The sequence below is a fragment of the Pseudomonas sp. TH49 genome (genome assembly GCF_016650625.1).
GTDB classification, from domain to species: Bacteria; Pseudomonadota; Gammaproteobacteria; order Pseudomonadales; family Pseudomonadaceae; genus Aquipseudomonas; species Aquipseudomonas fluorescens_H.
In genome coordinates this window covers 1,969,435-1,988,894 of record NZ_JAEKFL010000001.1, presented here as the reverse complement: position 1 = coordinate 1,988,894, position 19,460 = coordinate 1,969,435, and the positions used below count along the sequence as shown (strand labels likewise).

20 protein-coding genes are annotated in these 19,460 nt (G+C 62.3%); 10 read left to right on the top strand and 10 right to left on the bottom strand.

The window, feature by feature from the left end:
• Window positions 1–56 precede the first annotated feature (56 nt).
• The 4 genes from trmB to JFU48_RS08985 all read right to left on the bottom strand — a co-directional run bounded on the left by trmB (window position 57) and on the right by JFU48_RS08985 (window position 2,298).
• Complete coding sequence (trmB, locus tag JFU48_RS09000; RefSeq protein WP_003229138.1) at window positions 57–782, bottom strand: tRNA (guanosine(46)-N7)-methyltransferase TrmB; 726 nt, start codon at window positions 780–782, stop codon at window positions 57–59.
• A 9-nt stretch (window positions 783–791) separates the two neighbouring features.
• Window positions 792–1,586, bottom strand: a complete 795-nt coding sequence (locus JFU48_RS08995) for a thiazole synthase (RefSeq protein WP_047297148.1) — start codon at window positions 1,584–1,586, stop codon at window positions 792–794.
• 60 nt (window positions 1,587–1,646) lie between these two features.
• Window positions 1,647–1,847 (bottom strand): sulfur carrier protein ThiS, encoded by a 201-nt coding sequence (thiS, locus tag JFU48_RS08990; protein WP_177434703.1) that lies wholly within the window; start codon window positions 1,845–1,847, stop codon window positions 1,647–1,649.
• A 79-nt stretch (window positions 1,848–1,926) separates the two neighbouring features.
• Complete coding sequence (locus JFU48_RS08985; RefSeq protein WP_103484289.1) at window positions 1,927–2,298, bottom strand: DUF423 domain-containing protein; 372 nt, start codon at window positions 2,296–2,298, stop codon at window positions 1,927–1,929.
• A 74-nt stretch (window positions 2,299–2,372) separates the two neighbouring features.
• On the opposite strand from JFU48_RS08985, the gene mtgA reads away from it, so the two are divergent.
• Entirely contained in the window at window positions 2,373–3,095 is a 723-nt protein-coding gene (gene mtgA / locus JFU48_RS08980; protein WP_003229145.1) for a monofunctional biosynthetic peptidoglycan transglycosylase, read from the top strand.
• A 179-nt stretch (window positions 3,096–3,274) separates the two neighbouring features.
• Here the strand turns inward: mtgA and rpoH are convergent, their stop codons facing one another.
• From rpoH to ftsY, 4 genes are all read right to left on the bottom strand, one after another.
• Window positions 3,275–4,129: an RNA polymerase sigma factor RpoH gene (gene rpoH / locus JFU48_RS08975; RefSeq protein ID WP_003229146.1), complete on the bottom strand. Its 855-nt coding sequence runs from the start codon at window positions 4,127–4,129 to the stop codon at window positions 3,275–3,277.
• Between the two features lie 115 nt (window positions 4,130–4,244).
• Complete coding sequence (gene ftsX, locus JFU48_RS08970) at window positions 4,245–5,270, bottom strand: permease-like cell division protein FtsX (protein WP_201136335.1); 1,026 nt, start codon at window positions 5,268–5,270, stop codon at window positions 4,245–4,247.
• Entirely contained in the window at window positions 5,267–5,938 is a 672-nt protein-coding gene (gene ftsE, locus JFU48_RS08965; RefSeq protein ID WP_003229148.1) for a cell division ATP-binding protein FtsE, read from the bottom strand. The genes ftsX and ftsE overlap by 4 nt, the downstream gene beginning before the upstream one ends.
• Window positions 5,935–7,455, bottom strand: a complete 1,521-nt coding sequence (gene ftsY, locus JFU48_RS08960) for a signal recognition particle-docking protein FtsY (RefSeq protein WP_201136333.1) — start codon at window positions 7,453–7,455, stop codon at window positions 5,935–5,937. Before ftsY ends, ftsE begins: the two co-directional genes overlap by 4 nt.
• Window positions 7,456–7,799: 344 nt before the next feature.
• Between ftsY and JFU48_RS08955 the strand changes: the two genes are divergently transcribed.
• From JFU48_RS08955 to JFU48_RS08935, 5 genes are all read left to right on the top strand, one after another.
• Complete coding sequence (locus JFU48_RS08955) at window positions 7,800–9,155, top strand: M16 family metallopeptidase (RefSeq protein WP_201136331.1); 1,356 nt, start codon at window positions 7,800–7,802, stop codon at window positions 9,153–9,155.
• Window positions 9,148–10,635 carry a M16 family metallopeptidase gene (locus JFU48_RS08950; protein ID WP_201136329.1) on the top strand — a complete coding sequence of 496 codons (1,488 nt, stop codon included), beginning with the start codon at window positions 9,148–9,150 and terminating at the stop codon, window positions 10,633–10,635. Before JFU48_RS08955 ends, JFU48_RS08950 begins: the two co-directional genes overlap by 8 nt.
• Window positions 10,635–11,246: a 16S rRNA (guanine(966)-N(2))-methyltransferase RsmD gene (rsmD, locus tag JFU48_RS08945; protein WP_003229150.1), complete on the top strand. Its 612-nt coding sequence runs from the start codon at window positions 10,635–10,637 to the stop codon at window positions 11,244–11,246. Before JFU48_RS08950 ends, rsmD begins: the two co-directional genes overlap by 1 nt.
• A 162-nt stretch (window positions 11,247–11,408) precedes the next feature.
• Window positions 11,409–12,404, top strand: coding sequence for a hydrolase (locus JFU48_RS08940; protein ID WP_201136327.1), 996 nt, complete (start codon window positions 11,409–11,411; stop codon window positions 12,402–12,404).
• Window positions 12,401–13,240 carry an AraC family transcriptional regulator gene (locus JFU48_RS08935; RefSeq protein WP_201137064.1) on the top strand — a complete coding sequence of 280 codons (840 nt, stop codon included), beginning with the start codon at window positions 12,401–12,403 and terminating at the stop codon, window positions 13,238–13,240. Before JFU48_RS08940 ends, JFU48_RS08935 begins: the two co-directional genes overlap by 4 nt.
• Window positions 13,241–13,351: 111 nt before the next feature.
• On the opposite strand, the gene JFU48_RS08930 is transcribed toward JFU48_RS08935, so the two are convergent.
• Window positions 13,352–14,206, bottom strand: coding sequence for a sulfurtransferase (locus JFU48_RS08930; protein WP_201136326.1), 855 nt, complete (start codon window positions 14,204–14,206; stop codon window positions 13,352–13,354).
• Window positions 14,207–14,238: 32 nt separating this feature from the next.
• Entirely contained in the window at window positions 14,239–14,910 is a 672-nt protein-coding gene (locus JFU48_RS08925; RefSeq protein ID WP_027610562.1) for a TetR/AcrR family transcriptional regulator, read from the bottom strand.
• A 145-nt stretch (window positions 14,911–15,055) separates the two neighbouring features.
• On the opposite strand from JFU48_RS08925, the gene JFU48_RS08920 reads away from it, so the two are divergent.
• The 4 genes from JFU48_RS08920 (at window position 15,056) to coaD (ending at window position 19,370) form a co-directional block, all read left to right on the top strand.
• Window positions 15,056–16,486 carry a coniferyl aldehyde dehydrogenase gene (locus tag JFU48_RS08920; protein WP_201136324.1) on the top strand — a complete coding sequence of 477 codons (1,431 nt, stop codon included), beginning with the start codon at window positions 15,056–15,058 and terminating at the stop codon, window positions 16,484–16,486.
• A gap of 28 nt (window positions 16,487–16,514) precedes the next feature.
• On the top strand, window positions 16,515–17,060 hold the full coding sequence (locus JFU48_RS08915; protein WP_201136322.1) for a twin-arginine translocation pathway signal protein: 546 nt from the start codon (window positions 16,515–16,517) through the stop codon (window positions 17,058–17,060).
• Between the two features lie 119 nt (window positions 17,061–17,179).
• Window positions 17,180–18,775: a GMC family oxidoreductase gene (locus JFU48_RS08910; RefSeq protein ID WP_201136320.1), complete on the top strand. Its 1,596-nt coding sequence runs from the start codon at window positions 17,180–17,182 to the stop codon at window positions 18,773–18,775.
• A gap of 115 nt (window positions 18,776–18,890) precedes the next feature.
• Entirely contained in the window at window positions 18,891–19,370 is a 480-nt protein-coding gene (gene coaD, locus JFU48_RS08905; protein WP_003229157.1) for a pantetheine-phosphate adenylyltransferase, read from the top strand.
• The last annotated feature ends 90 nt before the right edge of the window (window positions 19,371–19,460 follow it).

Sequence of the window (19,460 nt, the reverse complement as noted above, 5' to 3'; positions counted from 1 at the left end):
ATTGATCCACTGCTTTCGCGAACAAGCCCGCTCCCACATTGGGTTTTGCGTGATGCTTAGGAGATTTTCTCGAACTTCAGATCCCACACGCCATGCCCAAGACGTTCGCCGCGGCGTTCGAACTTGGTGATCGGGCGTTCAGCCGGGCGTGGTACGCACTTGCCGTCTTCGGCGAGGTTGCGGTAGCCCGGGGCGACGTTCATCACTTCCAGCATGTACTCGGCGTACGGCTCCCAGTCGGTGGCCATGTGCAGGATGCCGCCAACCTTCAGCTTGCTGCGCACCAGTTCGGCGAAGGACGCCTGAACGATACGACGCTTGTGGTGACGGCTCTTGTGCCATGGATCCGGGAAGAACAGCATCAGGCGATCGAGGCTGTTGTCGGCGATGCAGCGGTTGAGCACTTCGATCGCATCGCAATCGTAGACCCGCAGGTTGGTCAGGCCCTGAGTCAGCACGCCGTTGAGCAGCGCACCGACACCCGGACGGTGCACTTCCACACCGATGAAGTCCTGATCCGGCGCCGCCGCGGCCATTTCCAGCAGCGAGTGACCCATGCCGAAACCGATCTCCAGCGAGCGCGGCGCCGAGCGGCCGAACACCTGATCGTAATCCACCGGCGCGTCGGCCAGCGGCAGCACGTACAGCGGCGCGCCCTGATCCAGACCACGTTGCTGGCCTTCGGTCATGCGCCCGGCGCGCATCACGAAACTCTTGATGCGGCGGTGTTGGCGCTCGTCGCCCTCTTCCGTCTGGAGAGGCGTGTCGTTCGATTCAGTCATCAATGGCTCTTACTTGATCAGACCATCCAGCGGCGAAGAGGCGCTGGCATAGAGTTTTTTCGGCATGCGGCCGGCGAGGTAGGCCAGGCGGCCCGCGACGATCGCGTGTTGCATGGCTTGGGCCATCATCACCGGTTGCTGGGCGTGGGCGATGGCCGAGTTCATCAGCACCGCGTCACAGCCCAGTTCCATGGCGATGGTGGCGTCGGAAGCGGTACCGACACCGGCATCCACCAGCACCGGAATTTTCGCTTCTTCGAGGATGATCTGCAGGTTGTACGGGTTGCAGATCCCCAGACCGGAACCGATCAGACCGGCCAGCGGCATGACCGCGATGCAGCCGATTTCCGCCAGTTGCCGGGCGATGATCGGGTCATCACTGGTGTAAACCATCACGTCGAAGCCTTCCTTGACCAGCGTTTCGGCGGCCTTGAGGGTTTCGATCACGTTGGGGAACAGGGTTTTCTGGTCGGCCAGCACTTCCAGCTTCACCAGGTTGTGACCATCGAGCAGCTCACGGGCCAGGCGGCAGGTGCGCACGGCTTCGATAGCGTCGTAGCAACCGGCGGTGTTCGGCAGGAAGGTGTAGCGATCCGGCGACAGCACGTCGAGCAGGTTCGGCTCGCCTTCGATCTGGCCCAGATTAGTGCGGCGCACGGCGAAGGTGACGATCTCGGCACCCGAGGCTTCGATGGCCTGACGGGTTTCTTCCATGTCACGGTACTTGCCGGTACCGACCAGCAAACGCGACTGGTAAGTACGACCGGCCAGAACAAAAGGCTTGTCGCTACGAACGATGCTCATGGGGAATCCTCTTTAAGGGTGAGGGTCTTGCAGAATTCTGTGCCCTTGCGGACCCGGCGGCTAGCCGCCGCCGATGGCGTGCACCACTTCGACGTTGTCGCCGTCGTTGAGAACGGTCTCGGCATGCTGGCTGCGTGGAACGATGTCCAGATTGAGTTCGACTGCCACCCGGCGTCCGGTCAGTTCCAGGCGGGTGATCAGGGCCGCAACGGTTTCACCGTCGGGCAGTTCAAGGGATTCGCCGTTCAACTGAATGCGCATGCGCCAGGCCGCCATCATTTTTAGGGGGTGGCATTCTAGCCCGATCATGACCTAAAGGTCAGCACCAAGCGTCAAGCGGTTACTGCAGGCGCCAGGCGGCCAGTCCAAGGCACAGCCAGCCGAGCAGAAACGCCAGACCGCCGAACGGGGTGATGATGCCGAGCTTGCTGATGCCGGTGGTGGTCAGCACATACAGACTGCCGGAGAACAATAGAATGCCGACGGCGAACGAAATGCCGGCCCAGGTCACCAGACGTCCCTGAATCTGCGTGGCCAGCAGCGCCACGCCGAACAGCGCCAGGGTGTGCACCAGTTGATAGGTCACGCCGGTGTGGAAAATCGCCAGATACTCGGGGGTCAGGCGGCTCTTCAGGCCATGAGCGGCGAAGGCGCCCAGGCCCACACCGGTAAAACCAAAGAAAGCGGCCAGCATCAGAAAGCCACGCAGCATGTGGAACTCCAGTCAGACTCGTTCGGCAGGGTCTGTATAATGGCCCGCTCTATCGGTTCGGCCAAGCCATCTCTATGCTGCGTTCACTTTTGCGTCGTCTCACGAAGGCCCTGCTCTGGTTCGCGGGCGGCAGTGTATTGCTGGTGTTGCTGTTTCGCTTCGTGCCACCGCCGGGCACGGCGCTGATGGTCGAGCGCAAGATCGAATCCTGGGTCGACGGCGAGCCGATTGACCTGCAGCGCACCTGGAAGCCGTGGGACGAGATTTCCGACGACCTCAAGGTCGCGGTCATGGCCGGCGAAGACCAGAAATTTCCCGAGCACTGGGGCTTTGACTTCGGCGCGATCCAGGCTGCATTGGCCCACAACGAGCTCGGCGGTTCGATTCGCGGCGCCAGCACTTTGAGCCAGCAAGTCTCCAAGAACCTGTTTCTGTGGTCGGGCCGCAGTTATCTGCGCAAAGGCCTGGAGGCGTGGTTTACCGCGCTGATCGAGGTGTTCTGGCCCAAGCAGCGGATTCTTGAGGTTTATCTGAACAGCGTCGAGTGGGACGACGGGGTGTTTGGTGCCGAAGCGGCGGCACGCCATCACTTTGGCGTGAGCGCCAAGTCGTTATCGCGGCAGCAGGCGAGTTATCTGGCGGCGGTGCTGCCCAATCCGCGAGTGTGGAGCGCCAGTCATCCTACGGCTTATGTGTCACGCCGGGCCGGGTGGATTCGGCAACAGATGAGTCAGTTGGGCGGGACCAGTTATCTGCTGGGGCTCAACGACTCGCGCCGGGCGCCTTGGGCCGAATAACGCTGAAGCCCCCTGTAGGAGTGAGCCTGCTCGCGATAGCGGTCTTCCTGCCACACTTGTGGTGACTGACATGACGCTATCGCGAGCAGGCTCGCTCCTACAGGGGTTTGTGTTGAGCCAGAAATGAAAACGCCCCGATCATCGCTGATCGGGGCGTTTTTTGTTTGCCGAGGCGCCGGTTATGCGGCGATCGACAACTTGAGCTTGTTCATCGCGCTCTTCTCGAGCTGACGGATTCGCTCGGCCGACACGTTGTACTTCTGCGCCAGGTCGTGCAGCGTGGCTTTCTCTTCTGCCAGCCAGCGCTGGTAGAGGATGTCGCGGCTACGTTCGTCCAGCACTTCCAGCGCTTCGTGCAGGTTGTGGTTGGAGTTGTCGCTCCAGTCGGCATCTTCCAGTTGACGCGCCGGGTCGTACCGGTGGTCTTCCAGGTAGTTGGCCGGCGACTGGAAAGCGCTGTCGTCGTCAGCTTCTGCAGCCGGGTCGAAGGCCATGTCGTGGCCGGTCAGACGACTTTCCATCTCGCGCACTTCACGTGGTTCGACGCCAAGGCTTTCCGCCACACGGTGGACTTCCTCGTTGTTCAGCCACGCCAGACGTTTCTTCTGGCTGCGCAGGTTGAAGAACAGCTTGCGCTGGGCCTTGGTGGTCGCGACTTTCACAATGCGCCAGTTGCGCAGGATGAACTCGTGAATTTCCGCCTTGATCCAGTGCACGGCGAACGACACCAGACGCACACCCATTTCCGGGTTGAAGCGTTTTACAGCCTTCATCAGGCCGACGTTGCCTTCCTGGATCAGGTCAGCCTGAGCCAGACCGTAGCCGGAATAGCTACGGGCAATGTGTACGACAAAACGCAGGTGGGCGAGCACCATCTGCCGAGCCGCCCCCAAATCCTGCTCATAGTAGAGACTCTCGGCCAGTTCACGCTCCTGCTCCGGCGTCAGCAATGGAATGCTGTTGACGGTGTGCACATAGGCTTCCAGGTTCGCACCCGGAACCAACGCATACGCAGGTTGCAAAGAATTGGTCATGCGAAAAAACCTCCCACTTACATACTCGTGCCTCTCGGCACTGCGAAAAATTGACCGGGAATTCAAGTACAAGTTCCCAAAAAAACCGCGAGGTCAATCACGCGCAAAAAAGATTCTACTTCGGCGCCAGCTCCCTGAGATGACGTGCGACTGCAATCCATGCACCGATATAACCCAACAGCACCGCGCCAAGCAAGAGCGACAGACCGTCGGCAACTGGCACTCCGGCCAGCGCGAAATCACTGCCGTACAAACCGGCCAGTCCAACCACCGCGTCGTTCAGCCAGTTGAGGCCGAACGCCAGCACTCCCCAGGACAGAACACCCGCACCGAAGCCATACAACGCGCCCATATAAAGAAAGGGACGACGCACATAGCTGTCAGTGCCGCCGACGAGTTTAATCACTTCTATCTCTGTGCGGCGGTTTTCAATATGAAGACGAATGGTATTGCCTATCACCAAAAGTAATGCAGAAACCAGCAGCACTGTCAGACCGAAGACAAAACGATCACCGAGCTTGAGGATAGCGGCCAGACGCTCGACCCAGACTAGATCAAGTTGCGCCTGTTGTACCTTGGGCAGCTCGGAAAGTTTTTGTCTTAATGCTTCCAGCGTCGGCTTGTCGACTTCCTTCGGGGTCACCAGCACCACGCCCGGCAGCGGGTTTTCCGGCAGCTCGCGCAGGGCCTCGCCCAGACCGGACTGCTGCTGGAACTCCTCCAGCGCCTGATCACGGCCGACATATTCGGCATCAGCAACGCCGGGCATGCCTTTGATCTGCTCGCCCAACGCCTCACCCTGCGCGGGCGTGGCATCCAGCTGCAGGTACAGCGAAATCTGCGCCGCACGCTGCCACGAACCGCCGAGACGCTCGACGTTGTTGATCAGCAGCGACAGGCCCATCGGCAGGCTCAACGCCACGGCCATCACCATGCAGGTGAAAAAGCTGCCGATCGGCTGCTTGCCGAGGCGACGCAGGCTGTCGAGCAGGCTGGCGCGGTGACTTTCGATCCACGAACGCAACAGCGTGGAAAAGTCCGGGCCGTCGTCATCGTCGTGTTTTTTCTTCTTCGGCGGCTGCGGGTCGGCGGCTTTCGGGGCCACGCGCTCGGAAACCTTCGGACTGCGTGTCGCACTCATACGCCGGCCTCCCCGTCGCCGATCAATCGGCCGCGCTGCAAGGTCAGCATGCGGTGCCGCATACGCGCAATCAGCGCCAGGTCGTGACTGGCGATCAGCACGCTGGTGCCCAGCCGATTGATGTCTTCGAACACGCCCATGATCTCGGCCGCCAGACGCGGATCGAGGTTACCGGTCGGTTCGTCCGCCAGCAGCAGGGCCGGACGGTGCACGATGGCGCGAGCGATGCCGACGCGCTGTTGCTGACCGGTGGACAGGTCGCCCGGGTACAGATCGGTTTTATCCGACAACGCCACGCGCTCCAGCGCCGAATCGACGCGCTTGGCAATTTCGGCCTTGGACAGGCCGAGAATCTGCAACGGCAGCGCGACGTTGTTGAACACCGTGCGATCGAACAGCAACTGGTGATTCTGGAACACCACGCCGATCTGCCGACGCAGGAACGGAATCTGCGCGTTGCTGATGGTGCTCAGATCCTGCCCGGCCAGCAGCAGTTTGCCGCTGGTCGGACGCTCCATCGCCAGCAACAGGCGCAACAGCGTGGACTTACCGGCACCGGAGTGACCGGTGACAAACAGAAACTCGCCACGACGGACTCGAAAGCTCAGCTCATGCAAGCCGACGTGACCGTTCGGGTAGCGTTTACCGACCTGTTCGAAACGAATCATGAACGCTCCCGCTCGGCAAACAGTGCCTGGACAAAGGGTTCGGCTTCAAAGGTACGCAGATCATCGATGCCTTCACCGACGCCGATGTAGCGGATCGGCAGGCCAAACTGCTTGGCCAGGGCGAAAATCACCCCGCCCTTGGCGGTACCGTCCAGCTTGGTCAGCGCCAATCCGGTCAGTTCGACGGTCTGGTTGAATTGCTTGGCCTGGTTGATCGCGTTCTGACCGGTGCCGGCGTCGAGCACCAGCAGCACTTCGTGCGGCGCGTCGGCGTCGAGCTTGCCGATCACCCGGCGAACTTTCTTCAGCTCTTCCATCAGGTTGTCTTTGGTGTGCAGACGACCGGCGGTGTCGGCGATCAGCACGTCGATGCCACGGGCCTTGGCGGCCTGCACGGCGTCGAAGATCACCGAAGCAGAGTCGGCGCCGGTGTGCTGGGCGATCACCGGGATCTTGTTGCGCTCGCCCCAGACCTGCAGCTGCTCGACGGCAGCGGCGCGGAAGGTGTCACCGGCGGCGAGCATGACTTTCTTGCCTTCCAGTTGCAGCTTCTTCGCCAGTTTGCCGATGGTGGTGGTCTTGCCAGCGCCATTGACGCCGACCACCAGAATCACGAACGGCTTGTGCTGCGAGGCAATTTTCAGCGGCTGCTCGACCGGCTTGAGCATCGCCGCCAGCTCGGCCTGCAACGACTTGTACAGCGCGTCGGCGTCGGCCAGCTCTTTGCGGGCGACCTTCTGGGTCAGGCGCTGGATGATCTGGGTGGTGGCTTCAACACCGACGTCGGCGGTCAGCAGGCGGGTTTCCAGCTCATCGAGCAGGTCGTCATCGATGGTTTTACGGCCGAGAAACAGGCTGGCCATGCCCTCGCCGATGCTGGCGCTGGTTTTCGACAGGCCTTGCTTGAGGCGGGCGAAGAAGCCGACTTTGGTTTCTTCGCTGCGCGGGGCTTCGACTGGCGTTTCAGCAACCACTTCCACCGGCACAACCGGAGCAGCGACGACCGGTGCAGGTGCAGGTGCAGGTGCAGGTGCAGGCTCGGGCTGCTGAACGACCGGCGAAACAGGGGCAACGAACACCGGGGCCGCCGGCTCGGCAACAACCGGTGCAGGCTCGACAACTGGCTCAACCACAGGCGCCGGAGCAACTTCAGGAACGAACGCGGCCGGCGCAGGAATCGGCGGCGTCACATGCGGCGCGGCCTCTTCGACCAAGGCCACCGGTTCTTCCGCCACCGGCAAGGTCAGCCACGGCTCGGTCGCCGGGGTCAGTGGCAGCTCGGCCGCCACCGGGGTTTCAGGTTCTGGCTCGGGCTCGACCGGTTGCAGCACCGGCTCGGCAATCGGCAGCACGATCGGCGCCGGCTCTGCTTCAATGACTGGCGCCGGAGCCGGCTCAGGAATCACGTGCGGCTGTTCGACGACGGGTTCCTGCGGTTTCTTACGCAGCCATCCGAACAGGCTTTTCTTCTCGCCAGCCGCAGCTGGGGTCTTCTTGTCGTCGTTGGAACCAAACATGGAGGACGGCTATCTCACGGTAGCGACGCGCCATAAGGGCGCCCCGGCAAATAAATATTCGATGCAGAACAGACTGTGTTTCATCCAGCTTGTTCACGCGCAACATTTTGTCGAGGCGCCAGCGGCACCTCAAAGAATCGTATAAACGAAGGACTAAACCGGCAAAATCGGCGAAAAAGCGAAGTCTAGTCGATAAACCGCAGCTTTCTGCCGCAAACCCATACAGCCGGTTCAGGCCTGAAAACCTGATAGGCGTGGTCGCCGGTAAAACGGATCAGTATCCTAGCACCCTCTCGCCCGCCGACGCTAAGACCAAGCGGGCAGCCCAACAGGTTAAAAAACGAATGAATGCTCTAGCCCGCCGCGCTGCAGGCCTGCTGCTCAGCACAGTCTGCCTGCCCCTTTCGGCCCTGGCGGCCGACCCGCAACCGACCCACGAATTCACCCTCGACAACGGCCTGAAGGTCGTCGTGCGCGAAGACCATCGCGCGCCGGTGGTGGTGTCGCAGGTCTGGTACAAGGTCGGTTCCAGCTACGAAACCCCGGGCCAGACCGGCCTGTCCCACGCGCTCGAGCACATGATGTTCAAGGGCAGCGAGAAAGTCGGCCCCGGCGAAGCCTCGTTGATCCTGCGCGACCTGGGCGCCGAAGAAAACGCCTTCACCAGCGACGATTTCACCGCGTATTACCAGGTGCTGGCCCGCGACCGTCTGGGCGTAGCGTTCGAACTGGAAGCCGACCGCATGGCCAATCTGCGCCTGCCGGCTGACGAGTTCGCCAAGGAAATCGAAGTCATCAAGGAAGAGCGTCGCCTGCGCACTGACGATAAGCCGATGTCCAAGGCTTACGAGCGTTACAAGGCGATGGCTTACCCGGCCAGCGGCTACCACACACCGACCATCGGCTGGATGGCCGACCTGGACCGGATGAAGGTCGAAGAGCTGCGCCACTGGTATCAGTCCTGGTATGTGCCAAACAACGCCACGCTGGTAGTGGTCGGCGACGTCACCCCCGATGAAGTGAAGACCCTCGCCCAGCGCTATTTCGGGCCGATTGCCAAGCGCGACGTGCCGCCAGCGAAGAAACCGCTGGAGCTGGCCGAGCCGGGTGAGCGCCAGATCACCCTGCATGTGCAGACTCAACTGCCCAGCCTGATGCTCGGTTTCAACGTGCCCAGCATCGCTACCGCTGAAGACAAGCGCTCGGTCAACGCCCTGCGCCTGATCTCGGCGCTGCTCGACGGCGGCTACAGCGGGCGCATCCCGACGCAACTGGAGCGCGGCGAAGAGCTGGTCTCCGGCGGTTCGTCGAGCTACGACGCCTACACCCGTGGTGACAGCCTGTTCACCCTGTCGGCGACGCCGAACACGCAGAAGAACAAGACCATGGCGCAAGCTGAAGCCGGTCTGTGGAAACTGCTGGAACAGCTGAAAACCAGCGCACCGTCCGCCGAAGAACTGGAGCGCGTGCGTGCGCAAGTGATCGCCGGTCTGGTGTTCGAACGTGACTCGATCACCAGCCAGGCCACCGCCATCGGCCAACTGGAAACGGTCGGTCTGTCATGGAAATTGATGGACACCGAACTCGCCGATCTGGAAAGCGTGACCCCGCAAGACATCCAGAACGCCGCCAAGCTGTATTTCACCCGCGAACGTCTCAGCGTCGCCCATGTCCTGCCACTGGAGACGACTCATGAGTGAGCGTAAAACCCCGCGCCTGTTGCTCGGCCTGATCGCCATCGCTGTGATCGGCTCTGCCGCGTTCTATCTGATGCCCGGCGTTAAAACCGACGCCAGTGAAGCACTGGACAACGCCAAGTCCAGCCAGAAGCTGCAATCGCTGGCCGAACTCGATGGCAAGGCCCCGGCCAGCCGCAAGCTCGACGTGCAGAGCTGGAACACCGCCGAAGGCGCCAAGGTGCTGTTCGTCGAAGCCCATGAGCTGCCGATGTTCGACATGCGCCTGATCTTCGCCGCGGGCAGCAGCCAGGACGGCAATGCGCCGGGCCTGGCAATCCTGACCAACGCCATGCTCAACGAGGGCGTGGCGGGCAAGGACGTTGGCGCCATCGCCCAGGGCTTCGAAAGCCTCGGGGCGGATTTCGGCAACGGCGCCTACAAGGACATGGCGCTGGCTTCGCTGCGCAGTCTGAGTGCCGCCGACAAGCGCGAGCCGGCGCTGAAGCTGTTCTCCGAGGTGGTCGGCAAACCGACCTTCCCGGCCGATTCCTTCGCGCGCATCAAGAACCAGATGCTCGCCGGTTTCGAATACCAGAAACAGAACCCCGGCAAACTCGCCAGCCTCGAGCTGATGAAGCGTTTGTACGGCAACCACCCGTATGCGCATTCCAGCGACGGTAATGCGCAGAGCGTGCCGAAGATCACTCTGGCGCAACTGCGTGAGTTCCACGCCAAGGCCTACGCGGCCGGCAACGTGGTGATCGCGCTGGTCGGTGACTTGTCGCGCGCCGAGGCCGAGGCGATTGCCAATCAGGTCTCCTCTGCCCTGCCGAAAGGCCCGGCACTGGCGAAGATCGCTCAGCCGCAGGAACCGAAAGCCAGCATCAATCACATCGAGTTTCCGTCGAAGCAGACCAACCTATTGCTCGCGCAACTGGGCATCGACCGTGACGACCCGGATTACGCGGCGCTGTCGATGGGCAACCAGATCCTCGGTGGCGGCGGTTTCGGTACCCGCCTGATGAGCGAAGTGCGCGAGAAGCGCGGCCTGACCTACGGCGTGTATTCCGGGTTCAGCCCGATGCAGGCTCGCGGCCCGTTCATGATCAACCTGCAGACCCGCGCGGAAATGAGCGAAGGCACCCTGAAACTGGTGCAGGACGTGCTCGCCGACTACCTGAAGACTGGTCCAACCCAGAAAGAACTCGATGATGCCAAACGCGAACTGGCCGGCAGCTTCCCGCTGTCCACCGCGAGCAACGCCGATATCGTCGGCCAGCTGGGCGCCATGGGTTTCTATAACCTGCCGCTGAGCTATCTGGATGACTTCATGCGTCAGTCCCAGAGCCTGACAGTCGAGCAGGTCAAAGACGCGATGAACAAACACCTGAGCACGGACAAACTGGTCATCGTCAGCGCTGGCCCGACCGTGCCGCAAAAGCCGTTACCGGCCCCATCTGATAAACCTGCCGAGCAACCGCTCGGGGTTCCGGAGCATTAATGGCTACTCGCCCTAAAAAACCTGCGCAGAACGTCCACAACGGTGTGAACCAGCTGCGCATCATCGGCGGCGAATGGCGCAGCCGCAAACTGAGCTTCCCTGATGCCCCCGGCCTGCGCCCGACGCCAGATCGCGTGCGCGAAACCCTGTTCAACTGGCTCGCGCCGTATGTGGCCGGGGCCAAGGTGCTGGATCCGTTCGCCGGCAGCGGCGCGCTGTTTCTGGAGGCATTGTCCCGCGGCGCGGCCATGGGCCAGGCGCTGGATGCCAGCAACGTTGCGGTATCGAGCCTGAAGGAACACCTTGGCACCCTGCGCTGCACCAACGGCCAGGTGCAGACCGCCGACGCGCTGCGTTATCTGGAAACCCAGGTCGCCACGCCGTTCGATCTGGTATTTCTCGATCCGCCGTTCAACCAGAACCTGTTGCCAGCCGTCTGCACTTTGCTGGAAGAACGCCAATGGCTGGCGCCGGATTCGTGGATCTACACTGAAAGCGAGACTGCGCCTTCGACGCTGGGCCTGCCGGGCAACTGGCGCCTGCACCGCGAGCAGAAATCCGGGCGGGTGTACTACGCGTTGTGGCAACGTATGGCAGAGATCGCCGGTTAACTGAAAGTTTGCGCTAAATCTGTGGCGAGGGAGCTTGCTCCCGCTGGGTCGCGAAGCGGCCCCTTTTTCAGCAGCGAGGCCTGCTGCGCAGTCCAGCGGGAGCAAGCTCCCTCGCCACAAAAGCGTGCGTACTCTGCCCACAAAGCTGCATCGAGAATCATCGTGCCCGCTTCTTTTGAACGCTTCATCCCCGCCTTCGGCCTCGGCAATCCGCACCTGCAAACCTTGTGGGGGCCGCTGTGGCGCAAAACCGTCCACCTTGAACGCGAGCGCGAACGCCTGTGGCTGGACGACGGGGACTTCCTCGACCTCGACTGGCATGGCCCGCACAGCGCCGACGCGCCGCTGGTGCTGGTATTGCACGGGTTGACCGGTTCTTCCAATTCGCCCTACGTCGCCGGAATTCAGGCCGCCCTCGCCGCACAAGGCTGGGCCAGTGTCGCGCTGAACTGGCGTGGCTGCTCCGGCGAACCCAATCTGCTGCCGCGCAGCTACCACTCCGGTGCCAGCGAAGACCTCGCCGAAGCCATCCAACACTTGCGCGCCAAACGCCCGCTGGCGCCGCTGTATGCGGTCGGTTATTCCCTCGGCGGCAATGTGTTGCTCAAGCATCTCGGCGAGACCGGCAGCGACAGCGGCGTGCTCGGTGCGGTGGCGGTGTCGGTGCCGTTTCGCCTTGATCAGTGTGCAGACCGGATCGGTCAGGGCTTCTCCAAGGTCTATCAGGCGCATTTCATGCGCGAGATGGTCGCCTACATCAAGAACAAGCAACGGCAGTTCCAGCACGACGGGCGCGAGGATGGCCTGGCGGCTCTGGCGGCGCTCGGTTCGCTGGAGAACATGCGGACTTTCTGGGACTTCGACGGCCGGGTCACCGCGCCGCTGCACGGTTTTACCGATGCCGAGGATTACTATCGCCGGGCGTCGAGTCGCTACTTTCTCGGCGAGATCCGCACCCCGACCCTGATCATTCAAGCCGCTGACGATCCGTTCGTGTTCCCCCACAGCCTGCCGACGACCGAGGAGTTGTCCGCCACCACGCAGTTCGAGCTGCAGGCCAAGGGTGGGCATGTCGGGTTTGTCGATGGCACGTTGCGCCAGCCCGGTTACTACCTGGAACGGCGCATCCCGCAATGGCTGGCCCGTGTGACGTCATGAGCGACCAGGGCGAGTCGATCCGTTTCTGGCAGACCGCGCCACTGGCCGGGGTCGAGTTGCTGTCGGCGCGCTACATCGAGCATCGCTTCGCCCCGCACGTCCACGAGGGTTATGTGATCGGCATGATCATGGCCGGCGCCCAGCGTTATCGCTATCGCGGTGCCGAACACCTGGCTGGCAGCGGCACCCTGGTGCTGATCAACCCGGACGAATTGCACACCGGGCACAAGGGCACCGAGGACGGCTGGCTGTACCGGGCGTTTTATCCCGATACCGGAAAGATCGTTTCACTGCTCGAAGAACTGGAACTGCCCACCGCACCGATGCCGGCGTTTGGCGCGACGCTGTACCGCGACCCGGATCTGGTCAACGGTTTCTGTCAGCTGCATCGCTTGCTGGAAAGCCCCGCCACCGCGCTGCAACAGCAAACGGTATGGCGCGAGATGATGATGCTGCTGTTGCAGCGGCATGCGGCGGTGCAGATCAACGGTAAACCGGGCAAGGAACACCGCGCGGTGGTGATGGCCAAGGAGTTGCTGCATGCGCAACTCGCTGCGCCGCCGTCGCTGGAAGAGCTGGCGGCCGCAGTGAATCTGTCGCCCTTCCACTTCGCCCGGGTATTCCGCCGCGCCACCGGCATGCCACCGCACACCTGGCTGATGCAGCAGCGCATCGCCACGGCCCGGGGTTTATTGCAGCACGGTTGCCTGCCGGTGGAAGTCGCCATGCAGTTGGGCTTTGCCGACCAGAGTCATCTGAGCCGGCAGTTCAAGCAGGTGTATGGCGTGGGGCCGGCGGCGTATCGCAGTGCCAGACAACCTGTTAGCGGCGATTAACCCCTGTGGGAGCGGGCTTGCTCGCGAAAGCGGTGTTTCAGTCGACAATGATGCCTGCTGATACACCGCTTTCGCGAGCAAGCCCGCTCCCACATTGGGGGTATGGTGACTTTATTCGCCGGTGGCGATGCCCCGAGAAGGCTCGTTGATCCACTCACTCCACGACCCGGCATACAGCGAACCCAGCGGATACCCCGCCAGGCACAACGCAAACAGGTTGTGACACGCCGTCACCCCGGAGCCGCAATAGGCGACCAGTTCCGCAGGTGAACGCTCGCCGAGTTTTGCGGCAAAGCGCTGCTTGAGCTGCTCCGCCGGGAGGAATCGCCCGTCGCTGCCAAGGTTTTCGGTAAACGCTGCGCATTGCGCGCCGGGAATGTGCCCGGCAATCGGGTCGATCGGCTCCACCTCACCCTTGAAGCGCGGCAAGGCCCGGGCGTCGATCAGGGTCAGGCTTGGCTGACCGAGGCGTTGCTGCAATTGCTCGGCACTCAGCAGCAGGTTCATATCCGGCTGCCCGCTGAAGTTGCCCCGGCTGACCGATGCCGCATCCAGGCTCAGCGGCAAACCCGCCGCGTGCCAGGCCTTGAGCCCGCCGTCGAGAATGAACACGCCGTCGCGCTTGCCCAGCCACGCCAGCAACCACCAGGCGCGGGCCGCATAGGCACCGGGGCCGTCGTCGTACAAAACCACATCGCTGTCGGCATTGATGCCCCACGCCTGCAGACGCTCGATCAGCGCCGCCGGCTCGGGCAACGGGTGACGCCCGGTCACGCCTTTGACCACCTTGCCACTGAGGTCACGTTCAAGGTCGGCGAAGCGGGCGCCGGCGATGTGCCCTTCGGCATAGCTGCGCTGCCCGTAGTCCGGGTCTTCGAGGGCAAAACGACAATCGAGAATCACCAGCCCCGGCTGCTCCTTGCGGGCATCCAGTGCATTCGGGCTGAGCAGTTGCGCAATCGGCATAACGGACTCCTGTGAGCGACTTCGAAATGGGTTTAGCGCCCTTCCTCGAGGGCCTGGGCCAGCGGCACGTAGAACTCGTCGAACAAGGCATTCACCTCTTCACGGGCCTGATCGGTGACGAATCCGGCTTCCAGCACCAACACCTGATACACGCCACGCTTGATGGCCTGTTCGCTGAGGTGATTGGAGTTTTCCCGGGTGGTGCACAGAAAGCGCACCCACGAGGTGAGGATGATCCAGGCATTGATCGTCAGGGATTCGATCTGCACCCGATCCATCTTGAGGATGCCGGCGGCGACGAAGCCCTCGTAGATCGCCATGCCCTGGATCACGCAGCGCTGGGAAAAACGCCGGTAGCGCGCGGCCAGGTCCGGGTCGCTGTCGAGCAGGTGCTCGAGATCCCGATGCAGAAAGCGGTAGCCCCACATCGCCGACAGCAGCTCCTTGAGGTAATAGCGCTTGTCTTCGACAGTGGCGGCACGCCCCTGCGGCGGGCGCAGAAAGCTGTCCACAAGCGTCTCGTACTCACTGAACAGCACGGCGATGATCGCCTGCTTGTTCGGGAAGTGGTAGTACAGATTGCCCGGAGAAATCTCCATGTGGGCGGCGATGTGATTGGTGCTGATGCTGCGCTCGCCCTGCTGATTGAACAGTTCGAGGCTGTTCTGCACGATGCGCTCGCTGGTTTTTATTCGTGGGGCCATGGCTTGAGCTTTAATTCAGAGTGCGGTGAGGGGCATCTTACGACCTAACCGGAATGGGATAAAACAAAGCTGTGTCGGGAAGTCATTTGACTTTCTAGAGCATAGACTCTAGAACGTCATCACTACAATAAATCCGGAGCCGACGATGACTGCCGACATTGCTTATCTGCAAACGCTGCAACAGCCCCTGGAAGAGCTGGATCGGCTGTTCGCGGCACAGCGCGCCGCCTATGCTGCCAACCCGATGCCACCGGCAGACCAGCGCCAGCAGTGGCTCAAGGCATTGCGCGAGTTGCTCAGCCATGAGCGGCAGGCGCTGGTCGAGGCCATCAGCGCGGATTTCAGTCATCGCAGCGCCGATGAAACCCTGCTCGCCGAACTGATGCCCAGCCTGCACGGCATCCATTACGCCAGCCGCCACCTCAAGGGCTGGATGAAGTCGTCGCGGCGCAAAGTCGGCATGGCCTTCCAGCCGGCGTCGGCCAAAGTCGTGTACCAGCCGCTCGGCGTGGTCGGCATCATCGTCCCGTGGAACTACCCGTTGTATCTGGCCATCGGCCCACTGGTCGGCGCGCTGGCAGCGGGCAACCGGGTAATGCTCAAGCTCAGCGAATCGACCCCGGCCACCGGCCAGTTGCTCAAGACCCTGCTGGGACGGATTTTCCCCGAAGATCTGGTCTGCGTGGTGCTGGGCGAGGCCGACATCGGCGTGGCGTTCTCCCGCCTGCGTTTTGATCACCTGCTGTTCACCGGCGCCACCAGCATCGGCAAACACGTGATGCGCGCTGCGGCGGAAAACCTGACCCCGGTGACCCTCGAACTGGGCGGCAAATCCCCGGCCATCGTCTCTCGCGACGTGCCGCTCAAGGACGCCGCCGAACGCATCGCCTTCGGCAAGACCCTGAATGCCGGGCAGACCTGCGTCGCCCCCGATTACGTGCTGGTGCCGCAAGACCGCGTCGGCGCGTTCGTCGAAGCCTATCGTCAGGTGGTCAACAATTTCTATCCAACCCTCGCCGACAACCCGGACTACACCGCGATCATCAACGAGCGCCAACTGGCCCGGCTCAACGGTTATGTCAGCGACGCCACGAGCAAGGGCGCGCTGCTGATCCCGCTGTTCGAACAGGGCCAGGGCCGGCGCATGCCGCACAGCCTGCTGCTCAATGTCACTGACGAGATGACCGTGATGCAGGACGAAATCTTCGGCCCGTTGCTGCCGATCGTGCCGTATCAAGACCTCGATCAGGCGTTTGCCTACATCAATCAGCGCCCTCGTCCTCTGGCCCTTTACTACTTCGGCTACGACAAGCGCGAACAGAACCGCGTGCTGCACGAGACCCACTCAGGCGGCGTGTGCCTGAACGACACCCTGCTGCACGTGGCGCAGGACGACATGCCGTTCGGTGGCATCGGCCCATCGGGCATGGGCCATTACCACGGCCATGAAGGCTTCCTGACCTTCAGCAAGGCCAAGGGCGTGCTGATCAAACAGCGCTTCAATGCAGCGAAGCTGATTTATCCGCCCTACGGCAAATCGATTCAGAAACTGATCCAGAAGCTGTTCATCCGCTAATCGTCGTCACCGCCGGGTAATAACAACAATGCACCCAAGCCTGACCGAAACACCTGCCCTGTCGCGCCGTGGCCTGCTGAAATTCAGCCTCGGCGCCACGGCGTTTCTCGCCACCGCCGGCCTCGGCGCCAGCCTCAGTGGCTGTTCATCGAGTGTCGCGGCCAACGGCTTCGTCACCTTGCGTGACGGCGACCTGCTGTTTCTGCGCGCACTGATTCCGGTGATGCTCGAAGGCGCCGTGGCCGCCGAGAAAATGCCCGGTGCGGTGGATGGCACCCTGAAGTCGCTGGACTACAGCCTCGATCACTTGTCGCCGGAGATGCTCAAACTCACCCGGCAACTGTTCGACGTGCTGGGCATGGCCATCACGCGCGGGCCGCTCACCGGCATCTGGGGCAGTTGGGAAAACGCCAGTCCCGAGGCGCTGCGCCACTTCCTCGAGCGCTGGCAGAACAGTTCATTGAGCCTGCTGCGCATGGGCCACAGCTCATTGCAGCAGATGGTGATGATGGCCTGGTACACCCGCGCCGAGTCCTGGGGCCATTGCGGCTACCCCGGCCCGCCTGCTGTTTGAAACCGAGTCGCGCCCTTCGCGAGCAAGCCTGATCCCACAGGGGGTTGCGATGCAAATGTGGGAGCGAGCCTGCTCGCGAAGAGGCCCGCAAGAACAACAAAAACAAGAGAACCTGATCCATGCCCGTACCCGACCCGTTCCGCGAAGGCCTCGCCCGTGGCTGGAAAACCTACAACGGCGCCCAACTGACCGGCGATCTGACGCTGCAAGCCGACGTGGCGATCATCGGCAGCGGTGCCGGTGGCGGCACCACGGCAGAAATCCTCAGCGCCGCCGGTTACAAAGTGCTGCTGATCGAAGAAGGCCCGCTCAAGACCAGTTCCGACTTCAAGATGCTCGAAGACCAGGCCTACAGCAGCCTCTATCAGGAAGGCATCGGCCGCATGAGCAAAGACGGCGCGATCACTATCCTCCAGGGCCGTGCGGTCGGCGGCACCACGCTGATCAACTGGACCTCGAGTTTCCGCACGCCCGAGCCGACCCTCGAGCACTGGGCCAAGGAACACAACGTCAAAGGCCACAGCCCGGCCGAGATGGCGCCGTGGTTCGAAAAAATGGAGCAGCGCCTCGGCGTCGCGCCGTGGATGGTCCCGCCCAACGCCAACAACGACGTGATCCGCAAGGGCTGCGAGCAACTCGGCTACAGCTGGCACGTGATCCCGCGCAACGTGCGTGGCTGCTGGAACCTTGGCTATTGCGGCATGGGCTGCCCGACCAACGCCAAGCAGTCGATGATGGTCACCACCATCCCGGCGACGCTGGAAAAGGGCGGCGAGCTGCTGTACCTGGCCCGTGCGGAAAAGCTGTTGATTAGCGGCGACAAGATCACCGGCCTGCAATGCGTGGCGATGGACGAGCGCTGCGTCGAGCCGACCGGACGCAAAATCACAGTCAAGGCCCGGCATTACGTGCTGGCCGGCGGCGGCATCAACAGCCCGGCCCTGCTGCTGCGTTCGGACGCGCCAGACCCGCATCAGCGCCTCGGCAAACGCACGTTCCTGCATCTGGTGAACATGTCCGCCGGGCGTTTCGACGAAGTGATCAACCCGTTCTACGGCGCGCCGCAGTCGATCTACTCGGATCATTTCCAGTGGAAGGACGGCACCAGTGGGCCGATGGGCTACAAACTCGAAGTGCCACCGCTGCAACCGGCGCTGGCCGCGACGCTGCTCGGCGGCTTCGGCCAGCAGAACGCCGAACACATGGCTGACCTGCCGCACACCCACGCGATGCTCGCGTTGCTGCGCGACGGTTTCCACCCGGACAGCCCCGGTGGCAGTGTCGAATTGCGCGGCGACGGTTCGCCAGTGCTCGACTATCAGGTCTCGCCTTACGCCTGGGAAGGCTTGCGCCGCGCCTTTCACAGCATGGCCGAGATCCAGTTTGCCGGCGGCGCCAAAGCCGTGATGCCGATGCACGCGGATGCGCGCTACGTGAAAACCCTGGCCGAAGCCCGCACTTTGATCGACAGTTTGAGCCTTGAGCTGTACCGCACACGTCTGGGCAGCGCCCACGTGATGGGTGGTTGTGCGATGGGCGAAGAGCCGAAAAACGCGGTCACCGATAGCCTCGGCCGGCATCATCAACTGAGCAATCTGTCGATTCACGATGGCTCGCTGTTCCCCACCAGCATTGGCGCCAACCCGCAATTGTCGGTGTATGGGCTGACTGCACAATTGGCGACGTCTCTCGCTGAACGGCTGAGAAATCCGTGAAAAAACCGGTTTATCGCGTCGTCTATAGTGCTTTCTTACCCAACAGGCGACTTGGCCGACCGGGACGGCTGCGATACCATCCGACTCCCCAACGGACTCCCGCCAGGACGACGCGATGAACCGAGTGTTGTACCCAGGTACCTTCGACCCTATTACCAAGGGCCATGGCGATCTGGTCGAACGCGCCTCGCGCCTGTTCGATCACGTGATCATTGCGGTCGCCGCCAGCCCGAAGAAAAATCCACTGTTCCCGCTGGAACAACGGGTTGAGCTGGCTCGCGAGGTCACCAAACACCTGCCCAACGTCGAAGTGGTCGGTTTCTCGACGCTGCTGGCACATTTCGCCAAGGAGCAGAACGCCAATGTGTTCCTGCGTGGCCTGCGTGCGGTGTCGGACTTCGAATACGAATTCCAGCTGGCCAACATGAACCGCCAACTGGCCCCGGACGTCGAGAGCCTGTTTCTCACCCCGTCCGAGCGTTATTCGTTCATTTCCTCGACGCTGGTGCGGGAAATCGCCGCGCTGGGCGGCGATATCAGCAAGTTCGTGCATCCGGCCGTGGCCGATGCCCTGACGCTACGCTTTAAAAAGTAGGAGCTGCCGCATGCTGCGATCCTGGCTTTTGATTTCAGCCCTTGATCGCAGCCGCGTGCACTGCGCTCGCCAATGCGGCACAATTGCGCG